A 22,598-nucleotide genomic window follows, 5' to 3' on the forward strand; every position below is an offset into this window, starting at 1 on the left:
CTGCCAATCGAGATCGGTGCGACGGACGCTGCCGGGGGGCGCACCCGCCGTACCTTCACGCGCTCTTGTGTGGTGCCCGCGTGCTGTCCGAAAGTACGTGCAGGCAGGGTGAAGGGGGGAGCGCAGTGAGTGAGCCGTCGCGCAGGGCACCTCAGTGGGATCCTGATGAGGAGCTCAAGAAGCTGCATGAGCTCATGCGGGGGCGCGCATCCGAACTGGAAGCTCTGGGGAAACGGCTCGCCGAGCTGTCCCGGAAGCACGAGGAGCTCGACGGCCGGACGAAGCCCCTCGCCGGACAGCTGCGTTCCGTGGGTTCGAGGACGGACTCACTGGAGAGCCGCTTCGACGAGGAGCGTTCACGAATCGACCAGGTCGTCACCGATGTCGCCGACCTCCGGGAACAGTACGAACGCGACCACGCGGTGCTCACGGCGCGGTTCGAGCTGAGCCGGCTCAACGAAGAACGGCGTGCGGCCTTCGGCGGGCGCCGCCGGATACGCGATCTGGTCCGGCGGCTGGTCCGGAGCATCGGTCCCGACACGGTCCGGCAGGGCTCGATCGACACCACCGACCTGGACCGCGCCATACGTGAACACCTGCTCCAAGAACCGGACTTCTGGCTCGCCCATGCCGCGCTCGCACTCTCCGCACGCCTCGCGGGCAACGAGGAGCTGGAGGCAGGCGCCGCGCGCCGGGCCCAGGACCTGGCGCCGGGCAGGACACATCTCTTCCTCGCCCTGGGCGCGGCGAAGGCAAGGGACCAGGCCCGAGCAGGGGAGCGGATGGACGGCTACCTCCGGGAGACCGACCCGAAGCGGCTCGGCGGCGACTTCCTCGCCGCGCTCGATGCCGTGGCCGAGCTGGAGCTCGGCGAGCAGGCCCACGGCCACGTCCGACGGGCCATGGAGCGCTGGGGAGCTGACGCGGCGTCCGTCCGCGAGGCGTCCGGAGCGGGCGGTGGACGGTGGCGACAGCAGTTGCAGGGCCTCCTGACGCTTCCGGGCGACGCGTACTCCCCCTTCGACCGGGCGTGCGCCCAGTGGCCGGATCTCCGGCAGGGCCTGCAGCTCGCCGGAGTCACGAAGGCGACCCTCGCCCACCTGCGCAAGGAGTTCCCGCCCCGCGTCGCCACACCGCCCCGCGCCGCCACACCGCCCGGCGTGCGGCAGCGGTTCCCGTACACGGAGGCAGCCCTCGACAGGCTCATCGACCACATGGAGCCGGACGAGGCCGCGATGCACGCGACGATCGAACGCTGGAACCACTTCATCGCGCACGAGGGGGACGAGAAGGCCGCCCAGCGGGAGTACGACCGGCTCATCCAGGCGGACGCCGAGGTCATGGACGTCGGGTCCCTCCTCGACCACGCCGTCTTCCGGCCGCGCCTGATCGCTCTGGGGGACGAGGCCCGGCGGCTCGTGCTCATGACGGTGCTGGACGATCTCCGTACCACGGCCGAGGAGATGGCACAGGAGTCGCGCCGGCTGAGGCCCCGGACGGTCACCGTCACGATCGAGGGCTGGAGTGCCGAGCTGCCCGCCGATCTCACCGTTCCCGTCGACGAGCAGGAACTCGCGGAGCGGCTGACCTCCGAACTGCGCACGCGTGCCGAGACCGAGGCCAGTGGCGTGGGGCGTAATCAGCCGCGCCGGATCGGTGGACCGGCGGGCGGGGCAACCGCTCTCGTCCTCGCACCCTTCCTTCTGGACGGTGCGCTGTTGTGGCTCGGTCTGGTCGCCGGCATGGTCGCCGTGGTGTGGGGGCTGCTGGACTTCGGCCGCGTCCCCGCCGAACGCGGACGGGCCCTCGCCGCAGGCACCGCACGCAGCGCCCGTGCCCGGCAGGACCTGGAGCTGGTGCTGGACCGGCGCATCCGGTTCTTCACCGACTGGGACAGCCGGCTCGCTCTCCGGGCCGCCCTGCGGGACTGGGACCCCGGCAGCCGCTGACGCGGGCGGGTCCCCGAGCCTCCGCGCGGCGGCCCGCCGTGTCCGAGCCTCCGCGCGGCGGCCCGCCGTGTCCGAGCCTCCGCGCGGCGGCCCGCCGTGTCCGAGCCTCCGCGCGGCGGCCCGCCGTGTCCGAACATCGTGCCGAGCGGCGACGCCCGCCCCCTCTGTCGCTCCCTGGGCCCTGAAAGCCTGATCAGCCCTGCCCTTACGGCTCCCGGATCGCCCCGCGCCGCCCGGGGGCGCCCCCTGGTGAGCGCGCCCATGTCTGCGTCCTGTGCGTCGACCGTGGCGCTGCGAGCTTCTGTGCGTCCCCGGCACGCGTCCTGACACGCCTGGCGCCTTTGAGCTGCGCGAACAGTGGACGTGCGTGTGGTGCCGCTGTGAGGGCCGTTGACAAAACTGTGCCCTGCTAGAAACCTGTCACCTCAGCACCGCAAAATATTGACCGGATTGCTCAAAATCCTAGGTTGTACGCGCGAGTTCCCGGCAGGTCGATGCTCGCCCTCCTGCCGGCGTCCTGGATCTTCTCCCCATCGGTGTACCGCCAGCCCGCACCGGCCCACGCCCGCCCTCCGACGCCCGCGCGTCCGGACGACAGGCGCGAGCCGGCGCGTCCTGTCGGCGCCGAGTCCCACGGAACAGAGGACAGCATGAGATGGAGACAACTCGGATGGCAGTTCGTCGCCGGTGCGGTGACAGCCGCGCTGATGACCGTCGGGCTCCTGCCGGTCACCGCGGCGGCGGCCGTCCGGAGCACGGACCTGGCCCTCGGTAAGCCGGCGACGACCAGCGGGGCGCACGGCGCCTATCCGGCGTCGAACGTCACCGACGGCAGCCAGCAGACGTACTGGGAGAGCCCCGGCAGCTTCCCGCAGTGGGTACGGATCGACCTGGGCGGCCGGTTCGACGTGGACCGGGTGGTCCTGAAACTGCCGGCCACGTGGGAGGCGCGGACCCAGACCCTCGCCATCCAGGGAAGCACCGACGGCAGCGGCTTCACCGCCCTGTCCGACTCCGCCGCCCGGGTGTTCACCCCCTCGACGGGCAACACCGTCACCGTCGCATTCACCGCGACGCAGGTGCGGTACATCCGTGTGCAGGTGACCGCCAACACCGGCTGGAACGCCGCGCAGCTCTCCCAACTGGAGGTCTACGGCGACGAGGACACCGGACCGCCGCCCGCGAGCGGCTCCGACCTGGCGCTGAACAAGCCGATCGAGGCGTCGTCGTACGCGCAGACCTACGTGGCGGCCAACGCCAACGACGGCAGGACCGGGACGTACTGGGAGTCGGACGGGCACCCCTCGACACTGACGGTGAAGCTCGGTGCCGACGCCGATGTCGAGGCCGTCGTCGTGAAGCTCTCCCCGGACCCGGCGTGGTCGACCCGCACCCAGAGCGTGCAGGTGCTCGGCCGCGCGCAGTCCGCCACCGGTTTCGCCTCGGTCGTGGAGCGCTCAGACCGCACGTTCAGCCCTTCCGGGAACCAGAACACGGTGACGATCCCGGTCGACGGACGGTACGCGGACGTGCAGCTCAAGTTCTTCTCGAACACCGGCGCTCCCGGAGCCCAGGTGGCGGAGATCCAGGTGGTCGGAACCGCCGCCCCCAACCCTGATCTGACCGTCTCCCAACCCACCTGGTCACCCGCCTCCCCGTCGTCGGCCGACAGCGTCACCGTCAGCACCACCGTGCGCAACATCGGCACGGCGTCCGCCGCCGCGACGACGGTCGCCGTCAGCCTCGAAGGTGTGGTCGCCGGCAGTGCGCCCGTGGCGGCCCTCGCGGCCGGAGGCTCGGCCACGGTGCGGGTCGACGTGGGCAGGCGGCCCATGGGCACGTACGGCGTGTCCGTGGCCGTCGACCCGACCGACACGATCGTGGAGAAGGACAACAGCAACAACAGTGCCACCGCGTCCTCGAAGCTCGTCGTGGGGCAGAGCCCCGGCCCCGACCTCGAGGTGCTCGGCATCACGTCCAGCCCGTCGAATCCCGCGGTGGGCGCGGCCGTCACGTTCACCGTCTCCGTCCGCAACCGCGGTACCGCGGCGGTGACGTCCTCGACGGTCACCCGTCTCCTGGTGGAGACCACCACGCTGAACGGCACCACCGGCGGCATTCCCGCCGGAGGTACGGTGTCCGTGCCGGTCAGCGGGAGCTGGACCGCGAAGAGCGGTGGTGCCAACCTCACCGCCACCGCGGACGCGACGGGTCTGCTCACCGAGACCGACGAGAACAACAACATCTTCTCGCGCGCCATCGTGGTCGGCCGCGGCGCCGCGGTCCCGTACACCGAGTACGAGGCCGAACAGGGTTCCTACCAAGGAACGTTGCTCAAGGCCGACCGTGAACGCACCTTCGGTCACACCAACTTCGCCACCGAGTCCTCGGGCCGCGAGTCGGTCCGGCTCAACAGCACCGGTCAGTACGTCGAGATCACCTCGACCGTCCCCTCGAACTCGATCGTCGTACGCAACTCCGTGCCCGACGCCGCCGGGGGCGGCGGGGCCGAGGCCACCATCAGCCTGTACATCGACGACGCCTTCGTCAGGAAGCTGACGCTCTCCTCCAAGCACAGCTGGCTCTACGGCGACACGGACAGCCCGGAAGGCCTGACCAACCGGCCCCAGGCGGATGCCCGCAGGCTGTTCGACGAGTCCAACGCCCTGCTCGGCCGGACCTACCCCGCCGGGACCACGTTCCGTCTCCAGCGCGACGCGGGCGACTCGGCCTCCTTCTACATCATCGACCTCGTCGACCTGGAACAGGTGGCGCCGGCGGCCGGCCAGCCGGCCGGTTGCACCTCGATCACCGCCTACGGAGCGGTTCCGAACGACGGCATCGACGACACGGACGCCCTCCAGCGCGCCGTGACAGCCGACCAGAACGGTGACATCGGCTGCGTGTGGATCCCGCCGGGGCAGTGGCGGCAGGAGCAGAAGATCCTCACCGACGACCCGTTGAACCGGGGCGAGTTCAACCAGGTCGGCATCAGGGACGTCACGATACGGGGCGCCGGCATGTGGCACTCCCAGCTCTACACCCTCACCCCGCCCCAGGACGCGGGCGGCATCAACCACCCGCACGAGGGGAACTTCGGCTTCGACATCGACGACAACACGAAGATCTCGGACCTGGCGATCTTCGGCTCGGGCACCATCCGGGGCGGGGACGGCGACGCCGAGGGCGGAGTGGCCCTCAACGGGCGCTTCGGCAAGGACACCAAGATCACGAACGTGTGGCTGGAGCACGCGAACGTCGGTGTGTGGGCGGGGCGCGACTACGCCAACATCCAGGAGCTCTGGGGGCCGGGCGACGGACTCGAGTTCACCGGCATGCGGATCCGGAACACCTATGCGGACGGCATCAACTTCGCCAACGGCACCCGTAATTCGACGGTCTTCAACTCCTCCTTCAGGAACACCGGCGATGACGCCCTGGCCGTCTGGTCGAGCAAGTACGTGAAGGATCCGTCGGTGGACGTCGGCCACGACAACCACTTCCGCAACAACACGATCCAACTGCCCTGGAGGGCCAACGGAATCGCCGTCTACGGAGGCTACGGCAACACGATCGAGAACAACATCATCTCCGACACGATGAACTACCCCGGCATCATGCTGGCGACGGACCACGACCCCCTGCCCTTCTCCGGGCAGACCCTGATCGCCGGCAACGCGCTCCACCGCACGGGCGGCGCGTTCTGGGGCGAGGCCCAGGAGTTCGGCGCCATCACCCTGTTCGCGGCCGGGCAGGACATCCCCGGTGTCACGATCCGTGACACCGACATCCATGACTCGACCTACGACGGAATCCAGTTCAAGTCCGGGGGAGGAGCTGTCCCGGGCGCGCAGATCCAGCGGGTGCGGATCACCGACTCCCTCAACGGATCCGGAATCCTGGCCCACGGGGGAGCGCGGGGCAGCGCGACCCTGACCGACGTGACCGTCACCGGCTCGGCCGACGGCGACGTCGTGATCGAACCGGGCTCACAGTTCGTCATCAACGGCGGTGCCGGGACGGCGGCCGGCCGGAGGTAGACCCGGGCCCCTCGGGAAAAGGGGCAGGCACCCGGAACCCCGCTCCTGGAAAGGGGCAGGGCCCCGGCCGGCACGCCACCGAGGCGTGCCGGCCGGGAGTGCGTTCCGCGTCGCGTTCAGGAGGCCGTCCTGGCCGGCTCCCGAGTCAGAGGCGACCGCCCGGGACCACCGTGAAGGTGGGGGCGCCGGCCGGCAGGTCCACCGTGTACTGGCGCAGATAGGTGTCCAGATACGGAGAGCGGGCCCCGCCGGTCGCGACGTCGTCGGCCGGGTCGTCCAGGGCCAGCCGGAGCCGCCCGTTCTCCACCCGGACGGTCTCACCGGACGGCGTGTCACGCCAGGACCCGGTCCTGATCGAACCGATCTCCACGGCCAGGACATGACCCGCCGCCAGCGTCCAGTCGGTCGCCTTGAGGTCGACCCGGAGCCGTCCGGAGGTCAGCAGCGACACCTGCTCGTCGAACATGACGGCGCTGCCGTCCGGCGCGACGTCGTACAGCTTGAGCATGACGTTGCCCTGCCCCTCGGCGGTCAGGGAGATCTGCGGGGTTCCGGTGACGCGCACGGCCCGTTCGAGCGGTTTCGACCACACGAAGAAGCTCGACGTGACCGAACCGGCCTCCTGGAGTCGCGTGAGCCCTTCGGTGAGGCTCTTGGGAGCCACCGGGTCCGTGGCGGGGGCGTTCTCCATGTCCCACTGCCCCGAAGGCTGCGCGCTCGCCCTCGGTTCCGGGATGCCCGAGGCCGCCAGGGCCGCGAGCGCAGAGACCCCGCCGTCGTCGACGTACGATCCGCCGCCGAGCGGGAGGGTGACGGAGTGGTCCACGACGGGCCAGGTCTTCTGTCCGCGCCAGGCGCCGGTGGAGTCCTCGACGGAGTAGGCCGGGTAGCGGACCGCCGGGCGGACGCCCTTGAGGTACTGGTCGTAGAAGGCGAGGGTCTCGTCGTACCACCCCTCACGGCCCATGGCCAGTCTGCCGTCGCTCGTGCGGTCCCCTCCGCGTACGTGATCCCACTGGCCGACCCAGCCGCGTTCCGGCCCCTTGTGGTTGTCGAGGTACTCCTGCATCTCCTCGGGCTTCGTGTTGTTCTCGATGAAACCCTGGGTCACGAAGAGCGGGGTGTCGGTGCCCCTGGCCGACTTCGCCAGATCGCGGGCGGTCCAGAACGCGTCGTCCCGGTCGGCGATCCGGTATCCGGCGGCGTTGTCCGTCAGGCATTCCGGATGGCTCCGCTCGTAACGCGAGTTCGCCAGGTAGCGTGCGTCGTCGTCCGCCATCTGGGACTGCGTGGCGATGGAGTTGTAGGCGTTGGCGGTGCCGGTGACGTTCGGGCGGGGGACCCCGTTGGAGTAGATGTACGGGTACATGTCCCAGAGGGGCTCCTGCGCCACGACCGCCTTGAGCGCGCGCTGGTCCAGGTTGTTGCCGATGAGCCCCGTCACGGCGTCGTACGACTTCCCGTACAGACCCACGGCACCCGTGGACCACGGCTGTTTCGCGGCCCAGTCGATCGCGGCCTTCACATCGGCCTGTTCGCCGGGGCCGCCCCAGTCGAGGCAGCCGGTGGAGCCGCCGAAGCCGCGCAGGTCCACCATGACGAAGGCGTAACCCTGGTCGAACAGGTCGGTGCCTTCGATGAAGTCCTGGAAGCGGGCGGAGGGGCCGGTGTGGGTCCAGCCCTCCACGCCGGACTGCCCCGAGTGCCCGAAGTACGGGCCGACGGACAGGATGACGGGCACCTTCGCCCGCCTGGGCAGGTTCTCGGGCAGCAGTACGTCGGCGTGCAGCTCGGTGCCGGACCGGTCCGACGACGGGAAGTAGTGCTGCGTCCAGAGCGAGCCCTCGGGAACGCGGTCGTTCTCCTCGTGGCCGACGGGGTCGGTCGCGGTGGCGACCGCTACCGTGCGGGTGGGCGGGACAGCGGGCCCGGAGGCGGCTGCGGGACCGGCGAGGGCGCCGGTCGACGCGAGGGTGGTGACCAGGGCGGAGGCGGCCCATCTGGCCGTGCGACGTGCTCTCACATGCTTCTCCCGGCTGGGTGGATACGGGGTTTCGCAGTGGTGCAGGCCGAGCAGCGGACCCCGGCCCGTGGTGAGAGGCCGCGGCGGTGGTCGCGCGCGTCCGCACAGCGGGGTCGCGGTCGCGGACGCGAACCGGGGCCGACGGCGAGCGATTCTATGATCACCAGGAGAAAGCTTCAACAGGCACGTGTATCCCGCGTGTTACGGATCTGAGGATCCCTCAGCCACGCGGAGGGCGCGGCGGCGGGGCGGTGAGTCCCGCCGCGAGCGTGCCCGAAGGCGGCTCCCACCGCCCGAAGGCGGCTCCCACCACGGCGGAGATGCGGGGAGCCACGCCGGATCGACCGGGCGTGGCTCCGAATCCCCGTGCGCCCGGGGCGTGGTGCGGTGGTCAGGCCGGTTCGGAGGTGTCCCGCACGGGTGTGCCCTCGATCCGGGACCCGGGCGCGCCGCGATCGGTGGCAGCCGGGCTGTGCGCGTGCTGCGGCGGTGCCTCGTCGTCGACGGGGATCCCGGCCGGTGGCAGGCGCAGGACCAGCAGCGCGACGTCGTCGCCACCGGGGTCCATGCGCCGCAGCAGCTCGTCGAGGAAGTCCTCGACGTCCTGGCCCGCGAGGGCTCCGGCGTGCCGGCGCAGAGAGGCGAAGCCGGCTTCGATGTCGCGGTTGCGGCTCTCGACGAGCCCGTCGGTGTAGAGCAGGAGGGTCGAGCCGGGCGGCAGGTCCGCGCGGGCGTCGGGCCAGCCCAGCCCGAGGTGCAGGGCAGAGCTGAGACCGAGGAGCGGCCCGTGACCTCCTTCGAGGAAGCGGGTCTGCCCCTCGGGGGTGATCAGGAGCGGCGGGGGGTGGCCGGCGTTGACCCAGTGGAACTGCCAGGGTCCGCCCTCCGGGCCCTCGATGCGGGCGAAGACGCAGGTGGCCATGGGGGCGTCGCTGGTGTGGGTCATGGCCTCGTCCAGGCGGCGCATGATCAGGCTCGGAGGTTCGGTCCTGTCCCAGGCCAGGGCGCGCAGCATGTTGCGGACCTCCGCCATGTGGGCCGCGGCCTTCAGATCGTGGCCGACAACGTCCCCGATGACCATCGTCAGCACCCCGTCGCCGAGGAGGAAGGAGTCGTACCAGTCCCCGCCGATCTCCGCGGCGCTCTCGGCAGGCCGGTACCGGGCCGCCAGGTGCAGGTGGTCGACCTGCGGCAGGGGAGTGAGGAGCTGCCGCTGCATGGTCTCCGCGACGTGCCGCTGCTGTTCGAACAGCTGGGCGGCCTCCATGACGAGGCCGGCGCGTCGCGCGATGTCGGTGAGCATGAACAGTTCGGCGTCGGTGTACGAGGAGTCCGGCGCGACCCGCGCCACGGTCAGCGCCCCGAAGACCTGCCTGCGGGTGTGCAGGGGCACCACGACCGCGCAGTTGCCGCCCAGCCGGTCGAACAGCGCGCGGTGGGCCCGGGCGAGCGGGGTGTCAGGCTCCTGCGTCAGGGCGTCCGCGTCCAGCACGACGTGCCGCGCCTTGCGCAGTGCCCGCATCACCGCCGAACGGGTGGATTCGTCCAGGGACGGCAGAGGGCCCGTGAGCGCTTCGGCCGCCCCCTGGTCGCCGGGCGCACGCACCGCGACGCGCCGCAGTCCCCCTGTCTCCCCTTCCGCACAGGCGTCGATCGCGGCCCAGTCACCCATGTCCGGCACCAGCAGACCGATCAGCCTGTTCAGCATCTCCGTGGTGTCCAGGGTGGAGATGAGCACCGTCGAGACCTCGGCCACCATCGTCAGACGGGCGGTGAGCCCCTCGAGAGCGGCGAGGTAGGCGGCGGTCTGCTCGGCGGCGTCGCGGTGCAGGCTGAAGTCGTGGAAGACGATGACCGCGCCTTCCATCCGCCCCTGGTGCCGGAGCGGCGTGGCGGCCCAGATGATCGGGACCAGGCTGCCGTCGCCCTTCAGGAGGAGATCCTCGCTGCCCTCGGTCGGGCGCCCGTTCCTCAGGACGGCCAGCAGGCTGCACTCGCCGCGCGGGATCGGGCCACCGTCCCGTCCGCGGTGCAGGAGATCGTGCAGATCCTGCCCGAGCATCTGCTCCTGCGGCCGGTCGAGGAGCTCCTGCGAGCGGGGATTGCAGGCGGTGAGCCGGCCGGCGGTGTCGGTGACGAACACGCCCGCGCCCAAGCTGTCGAAGACCGTACGCATCATCGCGGTCTCCAGCAGCCCGTCCGAGGACCTCACCTCAAGGCCCCCGCCCTGTCCGAGCAGGCAGCGGTGCCCGCAGGCGCCAGGTGGCCGGCGCACCGTGCCGGCAGTGGCGACGCCTGCGGCACCTGGTCCACCGCCGTGGACGCCGTCTGGGGGGCCATGCGCTCATGCCTTCCGCTTCGTGACCGGAGCCGGGCCGGGACCGCCCGGCGAAAGACCAGGGCTGCCCGCGGCACCACAACACCTGTTCATCATTCATCCGGCACGCCCGTTCCGCCGCTCGGGAGGGACTCCATGGCTGTACGGACCCGCGCGGGGGAGCGGCCGGCGCGTACGGAATCGGGAGAACGGCTCCCCTCCGCGGCCGAGCGCATTCGTACCCCCCCCGGACCCGTGCCCCCCCCGGATCCGTCCCCCCGGACCCGTGCCCACCGCACCCGTGCCCACCGCACTGCGTCACGATCGTCGCCGGTACCGGCCTGGGCGGGGTTCCGCCCGGCCGGCACGGCTCACCCTGAGGGGATCACCTCTCCAGTACGAGTGCGGAACCCTGCCCCACGCCGATGCACAGCGTCGCCACGCCGACTCCGGAACCGGCGGCCTTGAGCTGGTGGGCGATGGACCCGGCCAGGCGCGCCCCCGAAGCGCCGAGCGGGTGGCCGATCGCGATCGCCCCGCCGCGCGGGTTGAGCACCGACGGGTCGAGGTCGGGCCACTCGGCGACGCAGCCCAGAACCTGGGCCGCGAAGGCCTCGTTGAGTTCGAGCGCCGCGAGATCGGCGAAGGTCCGGCCGGCGCGCTCCAAGGCCCTGTTCACGGCCTCGACGGGCGCCAGTCCGAAGTAGTGGGGCTCGTTCGCGGACACCGCGGACGCCGTGATCCGGGCCAGCGGCTCGCGGCCGGTGGCCCGCAGCCCTTCCTCGTCGGCCAGCAGCAGGGCGGCCGCACCGTCGTTCAGCGGGGAGGAGTTGCCCGCGGTGACGGTCCCGTTCTCCGTACGGAACGACGGACGGAGCCTGGCCATCGCCTCCAGCGAGGCGTCGTCCCTGATGCACTCGTCACGGTCCACGACGAGCGGGTCGCCCTTGCGGCGCGGGATCGCCAGCGGCGCGATCTCGTCGTCGAACAGTCCGGCCGCCCGCGCCGCCGAGGCCTTCCGATGGGACGCGAGGGCGAACTCGTCCTGCTGCTCACGGCTGATGTCGTGCTTCTCCGCGATCAGCTCGGCGCTCTCGCCGAGCGGCACCGTCCACTGCGGATCCATCCGTGGGTTGACCATGCGCCAGCCCAGGGTGGTCGAGAACATCTCGGGGTGCCCGGCAGGGAAGGCACGGTCGCTCTTGGGCAGGACGTAAGGAGCGCGGGTCATCGACTCGACGCCGCCGGCCACCACGAGCGAGTGGTCCCCCAGCGCCACGGCGCGCGCCGCGTGCACGACCGCCTCCAGGCCTGAGGCGCAGAGCCGGTTGACGGTGACTCCCGGCACGGAGACCGGCAGACCCGCGAGGAGCGCGGCCATCCTGCCGACGTTGCGGTTGTCCTCACCGGCGCCGTTGGCGTTGCCGAGCACCACGTCACCGATGCGCGACGGGTCGAGCTCCGGGGTGCGGTCGAGCAGCGCGCGGACGGCGTGGGCGGCGAGGTCGTCGGGCCGGACGGGTGCGAGCGCCCCGTTGTACCTGCCGATCGGGGTCCGGACCGCATCGACGACGTAGACATCACGCGGGCGGAAGCTCATGACGCGATCCTCACGGCCGTGCGGACAGGAGCGGCCGTCCTCGCGAGCACCTCGGCCTCACTCACGCCGGGGGCGGTCTCCACCAGGACCAGTCCGTCCTCCGTCACGTCGAGCACGGCGAGGTCGGTGATGACACGGTGGACGCACGCCTTGCCGGTGAGCGGCAGCGAGCACTCCTCGACGATCTTCGGGCTGCCGTCCTTGGCGGTGTGCGTCATGGTCACGATGACACGGCGGGCCCCGTGCACGAGGTCCATGGCCCCGCCGATCCCGGTCACCATTTTTCCCGGCACCGCCCAGTTGGCGAGGTCGCCCCGGGCGGAGACCTCCATGGCGCCCAGCACCGCGGTGTCGATGTGGCCGCCGCGGATCATGCCGAAGGAGAGCGCCGAGTCGAAGAACGAGGCCCCCGGCCTGACGGTCACCGTCTCCTTGCCCGCGTTGATCAGATCGGGGTCGACGTCCTCGTCGTACGGGAAGGCGCCGGTGCCCAGGATGCCGTTCTCGGACTCCAGGACGACGTGCACGCCCTCGGGCAGGTGGTTGGGGATCAGCGTCGGCAGCCCGATGCCGAGGTTGACGTACTCGCCGTCGCGCAGCTCGGCCGCCGCCCTGGCGGCCATCTCGTTCCGGTTCCAGGCCATCAGTCCCGTGCCTCCCGCTCGGTGATCGTCCGCTTCTCGACCTTCTTGTCCACGGCCTGCTCGGGGGTGAGCGCCACGACCCGCTGCACGAAGATGCCGGGCAGGTGGACATGGTCCGGGTCGATCTCGCCAGGCTCCACCAGCTCCTCCACCTCGGCGACGGTGACGCGGCCGGCCATGGCGGCGAGCGGGTTGAAGTTGCGCGCGGACTTGTTGAAGACGAGGTTGCCGTGCCGGTCGCCCTTCGCCGCCCTGACGAGGGCGAAGTCGGTGCGGATGCTGTGCTCCAGGACGTACGCGGTGCCGTCGAAGTCGCGTACTTCCTTGGGCGGCGAGGCCACGGCGACGCCGCCCTCACTGTCGTAGCGCCAGGGCAGTCCGCCCTCGGCGACCTGCGTGCCCACACCCGCGGGCGTGTAGAAGGCGGGTATCCCCGCGCCACCCGCCCGCAGCCGCTCGGCCAGAGTGCCCTGGGGGATCAGCTCCAGCTCGAGCTCGCCCCCGAGGTACTGCCGTGCGAACTCCTGGTTGCCGCCGATGTACGAGCCGGTGACCCGGCTGATGCGTCCGGCGGAGAGCAGCACCGCGAGCCCGGAGTCCATCGCTCCGCAGTTGTTGGACACGACGCCGAGCCCGCTGACTCCGCTCGCGTACAGGGCATCGATCAACACGTTCGGCACACCGCTGAGACCGAAGCCTCCCACCGCCACCGAGGCGCCGTCCGGCACGTCGGCGACGGCCAGCGCCGCAGACGCGACCACCTTGTCCATGGGACCGTCCATCCATTAGTGTTCGCATAGTGAAGTTTCCTTCACTATGATGCGATGAGTCTGCCGCCCGGATCGGAGCCCTGTCAACGGTCCCGGCCCCTGCCGCCCCACCCGACGGAGAGACAGATGGCACCGACCGGAACGTCACAGCCGGGCGCCGAGACGCCCCCGGAGGCCGTCGCCCCGCTCATGCGCGGCATCGCCGTGCTCCGCCGGCTGACCGACGCCGACGGCTCCCTCAGCCTCAGCGAGCTGGAGCGGGCCACCGGGCTCGCCCGCTCCACCGTCGACCGCGTCACGCTCACCCTGGCCCGCACGGGGTACGTCCGCATCGACGGCCGGACCGTCACCCTCGCCCCGCGCCTCATGGAACTGGGCAACGCCTACCTGTCCTCGGTCCGTATCCCCGGACTCCTGGGGGAGGAGGTGGACGCCCTCGCGGGCGAGCTCGACGAATCCGTGTCCCTCGCGGTGCCCGACGGCGGGGGCATCCGCTTCGTGCACCAGGCCATCCGGCGCCGGGCGATGTCCCTGCGCTTCCGCATCGGGGACCTGCTGCCCGCCGAACGCACGGGGCCCGGCACGCTCTTCGCGACCCACTGGGGGCCGCAGGAGTGGCAGTCCTGGCGGGAGAGGCGGACCTCGGACCCGGAGGGAGCCGCCTTCCCGTCGCTGCCCGCGCGCCCCTCCCCGGCGGACGATCTCTTCGAGGAGCGGGTGGAGGCGGCGCGGAGCGACGGCTGGGTGCTGGACGACCAGCTGATCGAGCCCGGCCTCCTCGCTCTCTCCGTACCCGTACGCGACACCGCCGGAGGCACCGTGTGCGCGCTGAGCGTGGTCAGCCACACCAGCCGGCACACCGCGCGAGGGCTGCGCGAGAGCCTGCTGCCGCGGCTGCTCGACGCCGCGGCGGCCATGGCGGCGCGGCTCCGGGAGGACCCCGCGCCCGTCCCGGGGCCCGGTTCCGCGCCCGTCCCGGGGCCCCTCGCCTCGTGGACGGCGGCCTCGAAGCAGGAACTGGGCCGGGAGTTCATCGAGTCCCTCGCCCGGGGCCTCACCGTCATCACGGCCTTCGACGGCGCAGGCCCGGATCCGACCCTCAGTGACCTCGCCCGCGCCACAGGCCTGTCCCGTGCCTCCGCGCGCCGGGCGCTGATCACCCTCGAACACCTGGGCTACGTCACGGCCGACGGACGCGGGCACCGGCTCACACCGCGCGTCCTGGCGCTCGGGTACCCGTCGCTCTCCCGCATCACCCTGCCCCGGATCGCCCAACCGCATCTCGCCGCGCTGGCCGGCCGGATCCACGACTCCGCTTCCCTGGCCGTCCTCGTGGACGACTCCGTGCAGTACACGGCGCGTGCCGCCACCCACCGCATCATGAACGTCGACATCACCGTCGGCACGCGTTTCCCCGCCTACGCCACCTCGCTGGGCCGCGTCCTGCTGGCCGGACTGCCGGGCGACGGGCTCAGAACCGTCCTCGCCCACGCCGAACTGCGTCCGCTGGCCCCGCACACGCTCACCCGCCGCACCGAACTCGAGGCCGTGCTGCACCAGGTGCGCGCCCAGGGGTACGCCCTGGTCGACGAGGAACTCGAGGCCGGCCTGCGCTCGGTCTCGGTCCCCGTCCGGGACCGGGCCGGTGCGACGGTCGCCGCGATCAACGTGGCCATGCACAGCAGCAGCCGGACCGTCGAGGAGTGCCTGGAGCAGGTGCTGCCCCAACTCCTCGTCACGGCGGGGAGCATCGAGTCCGAACTGCACGTCGCGTCCCGCTACACCGACGTGGCCGTGGTGTGAGCGGGTGTGCAGGAACCGGCCGCCGCGCGCCCTGCCTCGGGCGACCGCCGGTCCGACGCGGCCTCAGGCGTGGAAGCCGTTGCACACGACGGAGGTGACATCGGAGGGTCCGCCCTCCACGTGGTACAGCACCACGGTCCAGTCACCCCTGTCGTCGCCCACGGGAATGGCATCGACGGTCCGGTCGCCGAAGTGGCCACGGAAGTCCTCGGGGTACCTGAAGGTGATCGTGCCGCCCGAGGACCATTCCGAGAAGACGTCGACGGGCTTGCTGGTGAAGCCGATCCCCTTGCCGACGGCCCGGGTGGGGCGGCCCGTGGCGGGGTCGGTCCCGTGAGGAGGCCGCACACCGACGGCCACGTAGTACGGCGCGGGCCGCTTTCCCCGGCCCGCCTTCTCCGGCCGCAGTCGCACCGAGGCGGTGTCGGACCCGGTGGTGTGCGAGACGGAGGAGTTCAGGTTCGCCGGCAGCGAGGCCGTGTCGAGGCCTGACAGTTCGCAGGAGCCGATGCCCTGGGCCGCCTGCCAGGGGTCGTCGGACAAGGTCCAGCGGTCCCGTGACTCACGGTCGCTGACGATGTGGTCCGGCGGGCCCGAGGCCGGTGCGGCGGAGGTGGGCCCGCCCGTCCCCTCCGCGCCCGCGCTCCGTCCCGCCCCGGCCGTCGGTTTCGCCCCGTCCGCCCCGCCGTCCGGTTGCCCCGAGAGGAGCCAGGCGGTCACGGACGCGGCCAGCGCCGCAGCGACCGCCGCGAGGCCCATCGCCCCACGGCGGCCGGTGCGGGACGCGGCCGTACGGTGCTCAGGGCCGTCGTACGGAGTGGACCCCTGCGACGGCGAGGGCGCCGCGGACACGTGGGGCTCCTCCCCGCCGTCGGCCGGCAGGGGGGCGGTCGCGGCCCTTTCCCGTGCGGTCCCGGTCTCCGCACGTAGGGCTGTGGTGTCCCCTCGTACTGCCGTGGCCTCGTCCCGGACGGCAGTGGCGTCCTTCCGTACAGCCGTGGCCTCTTCGCCCGCGCCTCTCAAGTCCTCGCCTGTGCCGCGGACGTCCTCGCCCGTGCCGCTCACGTCCTCGCCCGCCGTCGCGAGGTCCTCGGCTGCGGTGCCGCGGGCCTCGCGCACCGCCGTGGCCCCGGCCCCGTTCAGCGACCGGTAGTGGGCGTCCGTGACGAGGGCCGAGTCCACCGCGCACCGCGCGATCACCGACGCGGGATCCGGCCGGTCGGCCGGGTCCTTGCTGACGCACTCCCGGATCAGTTCCGCCAGCGCGCGGGGCACGCCGGTCACGTCGATCTCCTCGTGCACCGCCCGGTAGCTGACCGACGCCGCGTCCCCGGAGCCGAACGGCGCTCTCCCGGTCGCCGTGTAGGCGAGCGTCGCGCCCAGGGCGAAGACGTCAGCGGCCGGGCCGACCTCGTTGCGCAGGACCACCTCGGGTGCCGCGAACCCGGGGGTCCCCGGACCCATGCCGTCGCGCGTGAGCACCGTCTGCCCGAGTGAGCGGGCGATCCCGAAGTCGATCAACTGCGGACCCTGCGGCGCCAGGATCACGTTCTGCGGCTTCAGATCCCGGTGCGTGACCCCGTGGACATGGACCGCGGAGAGCCCCTCGGCGAGGGCGGCGAAGAGCTTCAGTGCGCTGCCCGGCGGGAAAGGCCCGCGTTCACGCACCGCTGCGCGCAGCGTGGGGCCGGACACGTACTCGGTGGCCAGCCAGTAGGGCGCCGCGTCCAGGGACGCCTCGATCATCCGGGCGGTGCCGGCGCTGCGTACGGCCTCCACGGTGGCGGCCTCCCGCCGGAAACGGGCCAGCGCTTCCGGATGATCACTGATCTCGTCCCGGATCACCTTCACGGCCACCAGCCGTCCACCGGGCGAGCGGCCCAGATACACCTGCCCCATCCCACCGGCTCCCAGCCTGGCGATCAACTGATACGCGCCGATGCGCGCGGGATCCTGAGGCCGCAGCTCGTCCACGGCACGACTGTGCCACATCCGTACGCCTCGCTGTCCGGAGTCCGTGAATGCGGGGGAAACCGCCCGTGGCGGGATGGTCTGCCGGGAGCCGCCGGGGGTAGGCGACCGGTCGACGGCAAGGTGCGCCACCGTCACCGGACCGGATGTCCGCCGCCCCCCGGCGAGCACCGTGACCCCGCCGCACAGCCGGGCCCCCTCCGGGTGCGGACGGCGGCGAGGGAACAGAGGATGCGAGGGATGGTGAGCCGCACTCTGCCGGCCCCGGCGTACCGAGAAGCGACATCCGAGGGAGACGACACCATGGCGCCCGAGCGATCCACTTCCGGCAGCACGGGGACACGGGACCCCGGCCTCGCCCTCCCCGTCGCCGACCGAGTCGGCTGGACCCCGCTGGACGTACGGGCGGTGGACACCGTGCGGGTGCTCGCCGCCGACGCCGTGCAGAAGACCGGCAACGGCCACCCCGGTACGGCGATGAGCCTGGCCCCGCTCGCCTACCTGCTGTTCCAGCGGATCATGCGGCACGACCCGGCCGACGACCAGTGGCTGGGCAGGGACCGCTTCGTCCTCTCCTGCGGCCACACCAGCCTCACGCTCTACATCCAGCTCTACCTCGCCGGCTACGGCCTCGAACTGGAGGACCTCAAGGCCCTGCGGACCTGGGACTCGGCGACCCCGGGGCACCCGGAGTACCGGCACACCCGGGGCGTCGAGATCACCACGGGGCCGCTCGGCCAGGGCATGGGCGCCGCCGTAGGGATGGCGATGGCCGCCCGCAGGGAGAGGGGCCTGCTCGACCCGGACGCCGCGCCGGGCACGAGCCCCTTCGACCACCACGTGTACGTGCTGGCGTCCGACGGCGACATGATGGAAGGCGTGGCGTCCGAGGCCGCGTCCCTCGCCGGCCACCAGCAGCTGGGCAACCTCATCACGTTCTACGACTCCAACCACATCTCCATCGAGGACGACACCGACATCTCGTTCAGCGAGGACGTCCCGGCCCGCTTCGCCGCGTACGGCTGGCACGTACAGACCGTGGACTGGACCCGCACCGGAGACTACGTCGAGGACGTCGACGCGCTGTTCACCGCGATCGAGGCCGCGAAGGCGGAACGGTCCCAGCCCTCGCTGATCATGCTGCGCACCATCATCGGATGGCCCGCACCGACGAAGCGGAACACCGGCAAGGCCCACGGCGCCGCGCTGGGGGACGAGGAGGTCGCCGGCACCAAGCGGCTCCTCGGCTTCGACCCGGAGGCGTACTTCCCCGTCGAGGGCGAAGTCCTGGCCCACACGCGGGCGGTGGGGGAGCGGGGCAAGGCCGAGCACAAGCGCTGGCAGCAGTTCTACGAGGAGTGGCGCACCGCGAACCCCGGCAGGGCCGCTCTGCTGGACCGGCTGCGGGAGCAGGAACTGCCCGACGGCTGGACCGACGCCCTGCCCGTGTTCCCGGCCGACGCCAAGGGCATGGCGACCCGTAAGGCCTCCGGAGAGGTGCTCACCGCTCTCGCCCCGGTGCTGCCCGAACTGTGGGGCGGTTCGGCGGACCTCGCCGGCAGCAACAACACGACCATGGACAACGAGCCCTCCTTCGTCCCGGCCGACCGTCAGACCTCGGAGTTCAAGGGCGGCCCCTACGGCCGCACACTGCACTTCGGCATCCGTGAGCACGCGATGGGGGCCGTACTCAACGGGATCGCCCTGCAGAGCCTGACCCGCCCCTACGGCGGCACGTTCCTGACCTTCAGCGACTACATGCGCCCCGCGGTCCGCCTCGCCGCACTCATGAAGCTTCCCGCCACCTACGTGTGGACGCACGACTCGATCGGCCTCGGCGAGGACGGCCCGACCCATCAGCCCGTCGAGCACCTGGCCGCTCTGCGTGCGATCCCCGGCCTCGACGTCGTGCGTCCCGGCGACGCCAACGAGACCGCGGTCTGCTGGCGGACCGTCCTGGAACACACCGACCGGCCCGCCGGGCTCGTCCTGACCCGGCAGAACCTGCCGGTACTCGACCGCGACGACGGCGTGCACGCCCCCGCGGAGGGAGCCGCGCGCGGAGCCTACGTCCTCGTGGAAGCCGCCGGATCCGCTCCCGACGTCATCCTGGTGGCGACCGGGTCCGAGGTCCACATCGCCCTCGACGCGCGCAAGCTGCTGATCGACGAGGGGCTGGCCGTACGCGTGGTCTCCATGCCCTGCCGTGAATGGTTCGCCGAACAGCCGGTGGCCTACCAGGACGAGGTGCTGCCGCCCGAGGTGCGTGCCCGTGTCAGCGTCGAGGCCGCGGTCGGCCAGGGCTGGCGCGAGGTGGTCGGCGACGCCGGCCGGATCGTGAGCCTGGAGCACTACGGGGCCTCCGCCGACTACCAGACGCTGTACGAGAAGTTCGGCCTCACCGCCGAAGCGGTCGCCGCGGCGGCACGCGGCAGCATCCGTGACGCGGTGGAGCCTCCCAGGCCGGGCGGGCACCGGGCCTGAACGCCTCCGGGCCGCGCGTCCCGCGATCGGGCCCCGCCTTCGGACACGGGGCCCGAGCCGGGGCGAAGCTCACAGGGGGCCGCGTCCTCCGATGGGGCCTGGTCCGCCCGCCCTGGCACCTGCTCCAGTCGTGCGGTCTAGCTCATCTGACGCCGCACCAGTTCGTGGAGCTGCCCGCCCGTGTCCGCGAGCAGCTCGGCGGGCGGACCCTCCTGGACCACACGCCCCTGTGCCATGACGATCACGCGATCGGCGTCCATGACCGTGGACAGGCGGTGCGCGATCACGATGCGGGTGGCCCGCAGGGACCTCGTGCTCTCGATCACCGTGCGCTGGGTCTCGTTGTCGAGTGCGCTGGTGGCCTCGTCGAAGAACAGGATGCGGGGGCGCCGTACCAGCGCCTGCGCGATCATCAGCCGCTGGCGCTGCCCTCCGGAGATCGAGCCGCCGCCGGAGATCATCGTGTGCAGACCCATCGGCATCCGCTTGATGTCCTCGGCCAGTCCCGCCATGGCGGCGGCCTCCCAGGCCTCCTCCTGGGTGAAGACCTCGGCCCCGCAGATGCAGTCCAGGATGGAGCCGGCCAGCGGCTGCGCGTTCTGCAGGACGACCCCGCACTGGCGGCGTACGGCAGCCGGGTCGAGCGCCGTCAGGTCCTGTCCGTCGTACAGGACACTGCCCGAGACCGGCCTGTCGAAGCCGATGAGCAGCCGCAGCAACGTCGACTTGCCGCAGCCGCTCGGACCCACGACTGCGACGAACTCGCCCGGCCGTACGGTCAGCGACACCCCGTCGAGGACGAGGGGCCCGTCGCCGGAGTAGCGGAAGGAGACGTCCCTGGCCTCGATCTCCCCGGACAGCTCGCCCGGCTGGGTACTGGCGCCGCGCACCTCGGGGGCCTCGTCGAGCACCGGCTTGATCTGCTCGAACATCGGCAGTACCCCGGCGGCCGACACGAACGCCCCGGTGAGCTGGGTGACCGCCGTCAACAGCATCGTCACGGCCGTGTTGAAGGTCAGGAACTCGGCCGGAGTGAGGGAACCGCGTGCCGGGCCCGCCAGCAGGACGAAGACGACCAGCGAACAGAGCGGCAGATGGACCGCGTTGACCACCGTCGTCAGGTTCTTGATCCGGCCGGCCCGCTTCTGCAGCTCACGGCTGCGCGCGAACTCCGCCGCCCACGCCCCGTACGCGAAGCTCTCCGCCGCCGCGACCCGCAGCTTGGGCAGCCCGCGCAGCGTCTGGAAGGCCTGGTTGTTCAGTTTGTTGTTCAGCTCGACCAGACGGCGCTGCCAGCGAAGCTCCCACATGCCCATCGTGAGGAAGACCCCGGCGATGACCACCAGCATGGCGACGGCGGCGAGCGCCAACGGAACGCTGAACCACAGCAGCAGCCCCAGGTTCATCGCCGCGAGGGTGCCCGCCTGCACCACCACGGGACCGGTTCCGGACAGCACCCGGCGGATGGCGCTGACCCCCATGGCGGCGCTCGCCAGCTCCCCCGTGGAGCGCTCGGTGAAGAACGTCGTCGGCAGCCGCAGCAGCCGGTCCCAGACCGCGGGCTGGAGGGTGCTCTCGATGCGCCCCTCCATCCGCAGGATCGTGAGGTTCTGCATCAGCGTGAACGCCGCCGACACGACGCCGGTGATGATCACGGCCACCGAGACCTGCACGATGAGGTCCGTCCGCGCGGTGGGCACGTACACGCCCAGCACCTTGCCCGTCGCGATCGGCACCAGCGACCCCAGTGCGACCGTCACCAGACCCGCCGGCACCAGCCGGCGCAGATCGGCCCGGGTGCCGAACATGGCGAAGCGCAGCAGCTGCCACCTGCTCAACGGCCGTTCCGGCAGCGGCCGGTAGAACATCACGGCCCGCTCGTCGAACTCCTGCGCGGAGCCGGCGTCGACCCGGCTGCGCCGTCCGGTCAGCGGGTTCACCGCCTCGTAGCGGCCCCGGCGCCACAGCAGGGCGACCGGCGCCCCTGACGCGGCCCTGCGACCGACCAGCGGTCCGGAGTTCTCCCTCCACCAGCGTCCGTCGAGCCGCACCGCTCGGGTGCGGATGCGCGAGGCGACCGCCACCCGCTCGACCGGGTCGATCCGGTCGCTCACCGCACCGCCGGCGGCGGGCTCCGCGAGGACGATGCCCGCGTCCCCGGCGACCAGGCGGCACGCCGCGTACACCGCGTCGTCCGACGCCCCCGCCGGGCGCGAAGGGCCCTTCGCGGACCGGCCGATCGAGGTCAGCAGCGCCTGGTCGGCCTCCTTGCGGACGGCTTCGCCGGCCTTCATGCCTGCCGCGGTCCGGTCCTCGTGGGCACGCTCCAGCTGTTCGATCCAGCGGTCCAGCGCCGACAGCAGGCGGTACTGCTGGTTGACCATCCCCTGCCACATGGCCGCGTCCACGAGCAGGTCACCGGCGGCGTCCGCGCTGAAGGCGGCGCCGTACTGCACACTGCCGGGCGCGACCGGCAGCCACAGGACGTCGTCGTCGCCCCCCGCCTCGTCGAAGGTGGAACGCCCGTCCAGAGGCGCCTCGAACAGCACGCGCCGGCTGCGGCCCACCCCGAGCGAGAAGGCGTGCTCGAGCAGGCTCAGTGCCGCGTCCCCGGTGTCGTAGTGGCTGAGGTACTGCCCCTCGTACGGCCCCTGCCCGGCGTGGTCCGGCCGGTACAGCTCACGCAGCGGAATCCTGCGCAGCACGCACTCCTGGAGCGGGCGCCCGACCAGGGTGTGCTGCGGCCCCTCGACCGGACCCAGCACGAGAGCGCCCGTCTCCAGACGGCCCAGGAAGTGCCAGTGCCCCTGCTCCACGGCGTCCACCGCGAACAGGTCGAGGGCGCCGGCCACGACCAGCCACAGCACCTGCGGCCCTTCCAGCGACAGGCTCCGCAGCCCGGTGCAGTCGACGGGCGAACCGAGTGTTCCCAGCGCGTCGACGACCGGGTCCTGCCCGGGAGCCCGCGTGCCCGCCAGGGGATGTACGGATGCCACG

Annotated in this window: 11 protein-coding genes; 4 read left to right on the forward strand and 7 right to left on the reverse strand. The window is 71.9% G+C overall.

Annotated elements, in window-relative coordinates; all coding sequences use genetic code 11:
- Positions 1-125: 125 nt before the first annotated feature.
- The gene (locus ACFYQ6_RS21675) at positions 126-1,949 is read left to right on the forward strand and encodes a hypothetical protein (protein ID WP_388764359.1); all 1,824 of its coding nucleotides are present in this window, start codon (positions 126-128) and stop codon (positions 1,947-1,949) included.
- Between the two features lie 650 nt (positions 1,950-2,599).
- Positions 2,600-5,989: a CARDB domain-containing protein gene (locus ACFYQ6_RS21680; RefSeq protein WP_388764361.1), complete on the forward strand. Its 3,390-nt coding sequence runs from the start codon at positions 2,600-2,602 to the stop codon at positions 5,987-5,989.
- Positions 5,990-6,134: 145 nt separating this feature from the next.
- Here the strand turns inward: ACFYQ6_RS21680 and ACFYQ6_RS21685 are convergent, their stop codons facing one another.
- From ACFYQ6_RS21685 to ACFYQ6_RS21705, 5 genes are all read right to left on the reverse strand, one after another.
- Complete coding sequence (locus tag ACFYQ6_RS21685) at positions 6,135-8,012, reverse strand: CocE/NonD family hydrolase (protein WP_388764363.1); 1,878 nt, start codon at positions 8,010-8,012, stop codon at positions 6,135-6,137.
- Positions 8,013-8,403: 391 nt separating this feature from the next.
- Positions 8,404-10,224 (reverse strand): SpoIIE family protein phosphatase, encoded by a 1,821-nt coding sequence (locus ACFYQ6_RS21690; protein ID WP_388764365.1) that lies wholly within the window; start codon positions 10,222-10,224, stop codon positions 8,404-8,406.
- A 490-nt stretch (positions 10,225-10,714) separates the two neighbouring features.
- Positions 10,715-11,929 carry a thiolase family protein gene (locus ACFYQ6_RS21695; protein WP_388764367.1) on the reverse strand — a complete coding sequence of 405 codons (1,215 nt, stop codon included), beginning with the start codon at positions 11,927-11,929 and terminating at the stop codon, positions 10,715-10,717.
- A complete protein-coding gene (locus tag ACFYQ6_RS21700; protein ID WP_361580487.1) occupies positions 11,926-12,573 on the reverse strand; it encodes a CoA transferase subunit B in 648 nt (215 codons plus the stop codon). Before ACFYQ6_RS21700 ends, ACFYQ6_RS21695 begins: the two co-directional genes overlap by 4 nt.
- Entirely contained in the window at positions 12,573-13,343 is a 771-nt protein-coding gene (locus ACFYQ6_RS21705; protein ID WP_388764370.1) for a CoA transferase subunit A, read from the reverse strand. Before ACFYQ6_RS21705 ends, ACFYQ6_RS21700 begins: the two co-directional genes overlap by 1 nt.
- 126 nt (positions 13,344-13,469) lie before the next feature.
- On the opposite strand from ACFYQ6_RS21705, the gene ACFYQ6_RS21710 reads away from it, so the two are divergent.
- Entirely contained in the window at positions 13,470-15,146 is a 1,677-nt protein-coding gene (locus ACFYQ6_RS21710) for an IclR family transcriptional regulator C-terminal domain-containing protein (RefSeq protein WP_388764372.1), read from the forward strand.
- A gap of 63 nt (positions 15,147-15,209) precedes the next feature.
- On the opposite strand, the gene ACFYQ6_RS21715 is transcribed toward ACFYQ6_RS21710, so the two are convergent.
- Entirely contained in the window at positions 15,210-17,120 is a 1,911-nt protein-coding gene (locus tag ACFYQ6_RS21715; protein ID WP_388764374.1) for a protein kinase, read from the reverse strand.
- Positions 17,121-17,420: 300 nt separating this feature from the next.
- Between ACFYQ6_RS21715 and tkt the strand changes: the two genes are divergently transcribed.
- Positions 17,421-19,601 carry a transketolase gene (tkt, locus tag ACFYQ6_RS21720; RefSeq protein ID WP_388764376.1) on the forward strand — a complete coding sequence of 727 codons (2,181 nt, stop codon included), beginning with the start codon at positions 17,421-17,423 and terminating at the stop codon, positions 19,599-19,601.
- 137 nt (positions 19,602-19,738) lie between these two features.
- Here the strand turns inward: tkt and ACFYQ6_RS21725 are convergent, their stop codons facing one another.
- Complete coding sequence (locus ACFYQ6_RS21725) at positions 19,739-22,597, reverse strand: NHLP bacteriocin export ABC transporter permease/ATPase subunit (RefSeq protein ID WP_361580479.1); 2,859 nt, start codon at positions 22,595-22,597, stop codon at positions 19,739-19,741.
- Between the last annotated feature and the right edge of the window lies 1 nt (position 22,598).

Source organism: Streptomyces sp. NPDC005494, assembly GCF_042872025.1.
Lineage (GTDB): Bacteria > Actinomycetota > Actinomycetes > Streptomycetales > Streptomycetaceae > Streptomyces.

What these genes read in the sequence shown, in the direction of transcription:
- ACFYQ6_RS21680 (WP_388764361.1), top strand. Translation starts at nt 2,600, where the DNA reads ATGAGATGGAGACAACTCGGATGGCAGTTCGTCGCCGGTGCGGTGACA.
- ACFYQ6_RS21695 (WP_388764367.1), bottom strand. Translation starts at nt 11,929, where the DNA reads ATGAGCTTCCGCCCGCGTGATGTCTACGTCGTCGATGCGGTCCGGACC.
- ACFYQ6_RS21700 (WP_361580487.1), bottom strand. Translation starts at nt 12,573, where the DNA reads ATGGCCTGGAACCGGAACGAGATGGCCGCCAGGGCGGCGGCCGAGCTG.
- ACFYQ6_RS21705 (WP_388764370.1), bottom strand. Translation starts at nt 13,343, where the DNA reads ATGGACAAGGTGGTCGCGTCTGCGGCGCTGGCCGTCGCCGACGTGCCG.
- ACFYQ6_RS21710 (WP_388764372.1), top strand. Translation starts at nt 13,470, where the DNA reads ATGGCACCGACCGGAACGTCACAGCCGGGCGCCGAGACGCCCCCGGAG.
- tkt (WP_388764376.1), top strand. Translation starts at nt 17,421, where the DNA reads ATGGCGCCCGAGCGATCCACTTCCGGCAGCACGGGGACACGGGACCCC.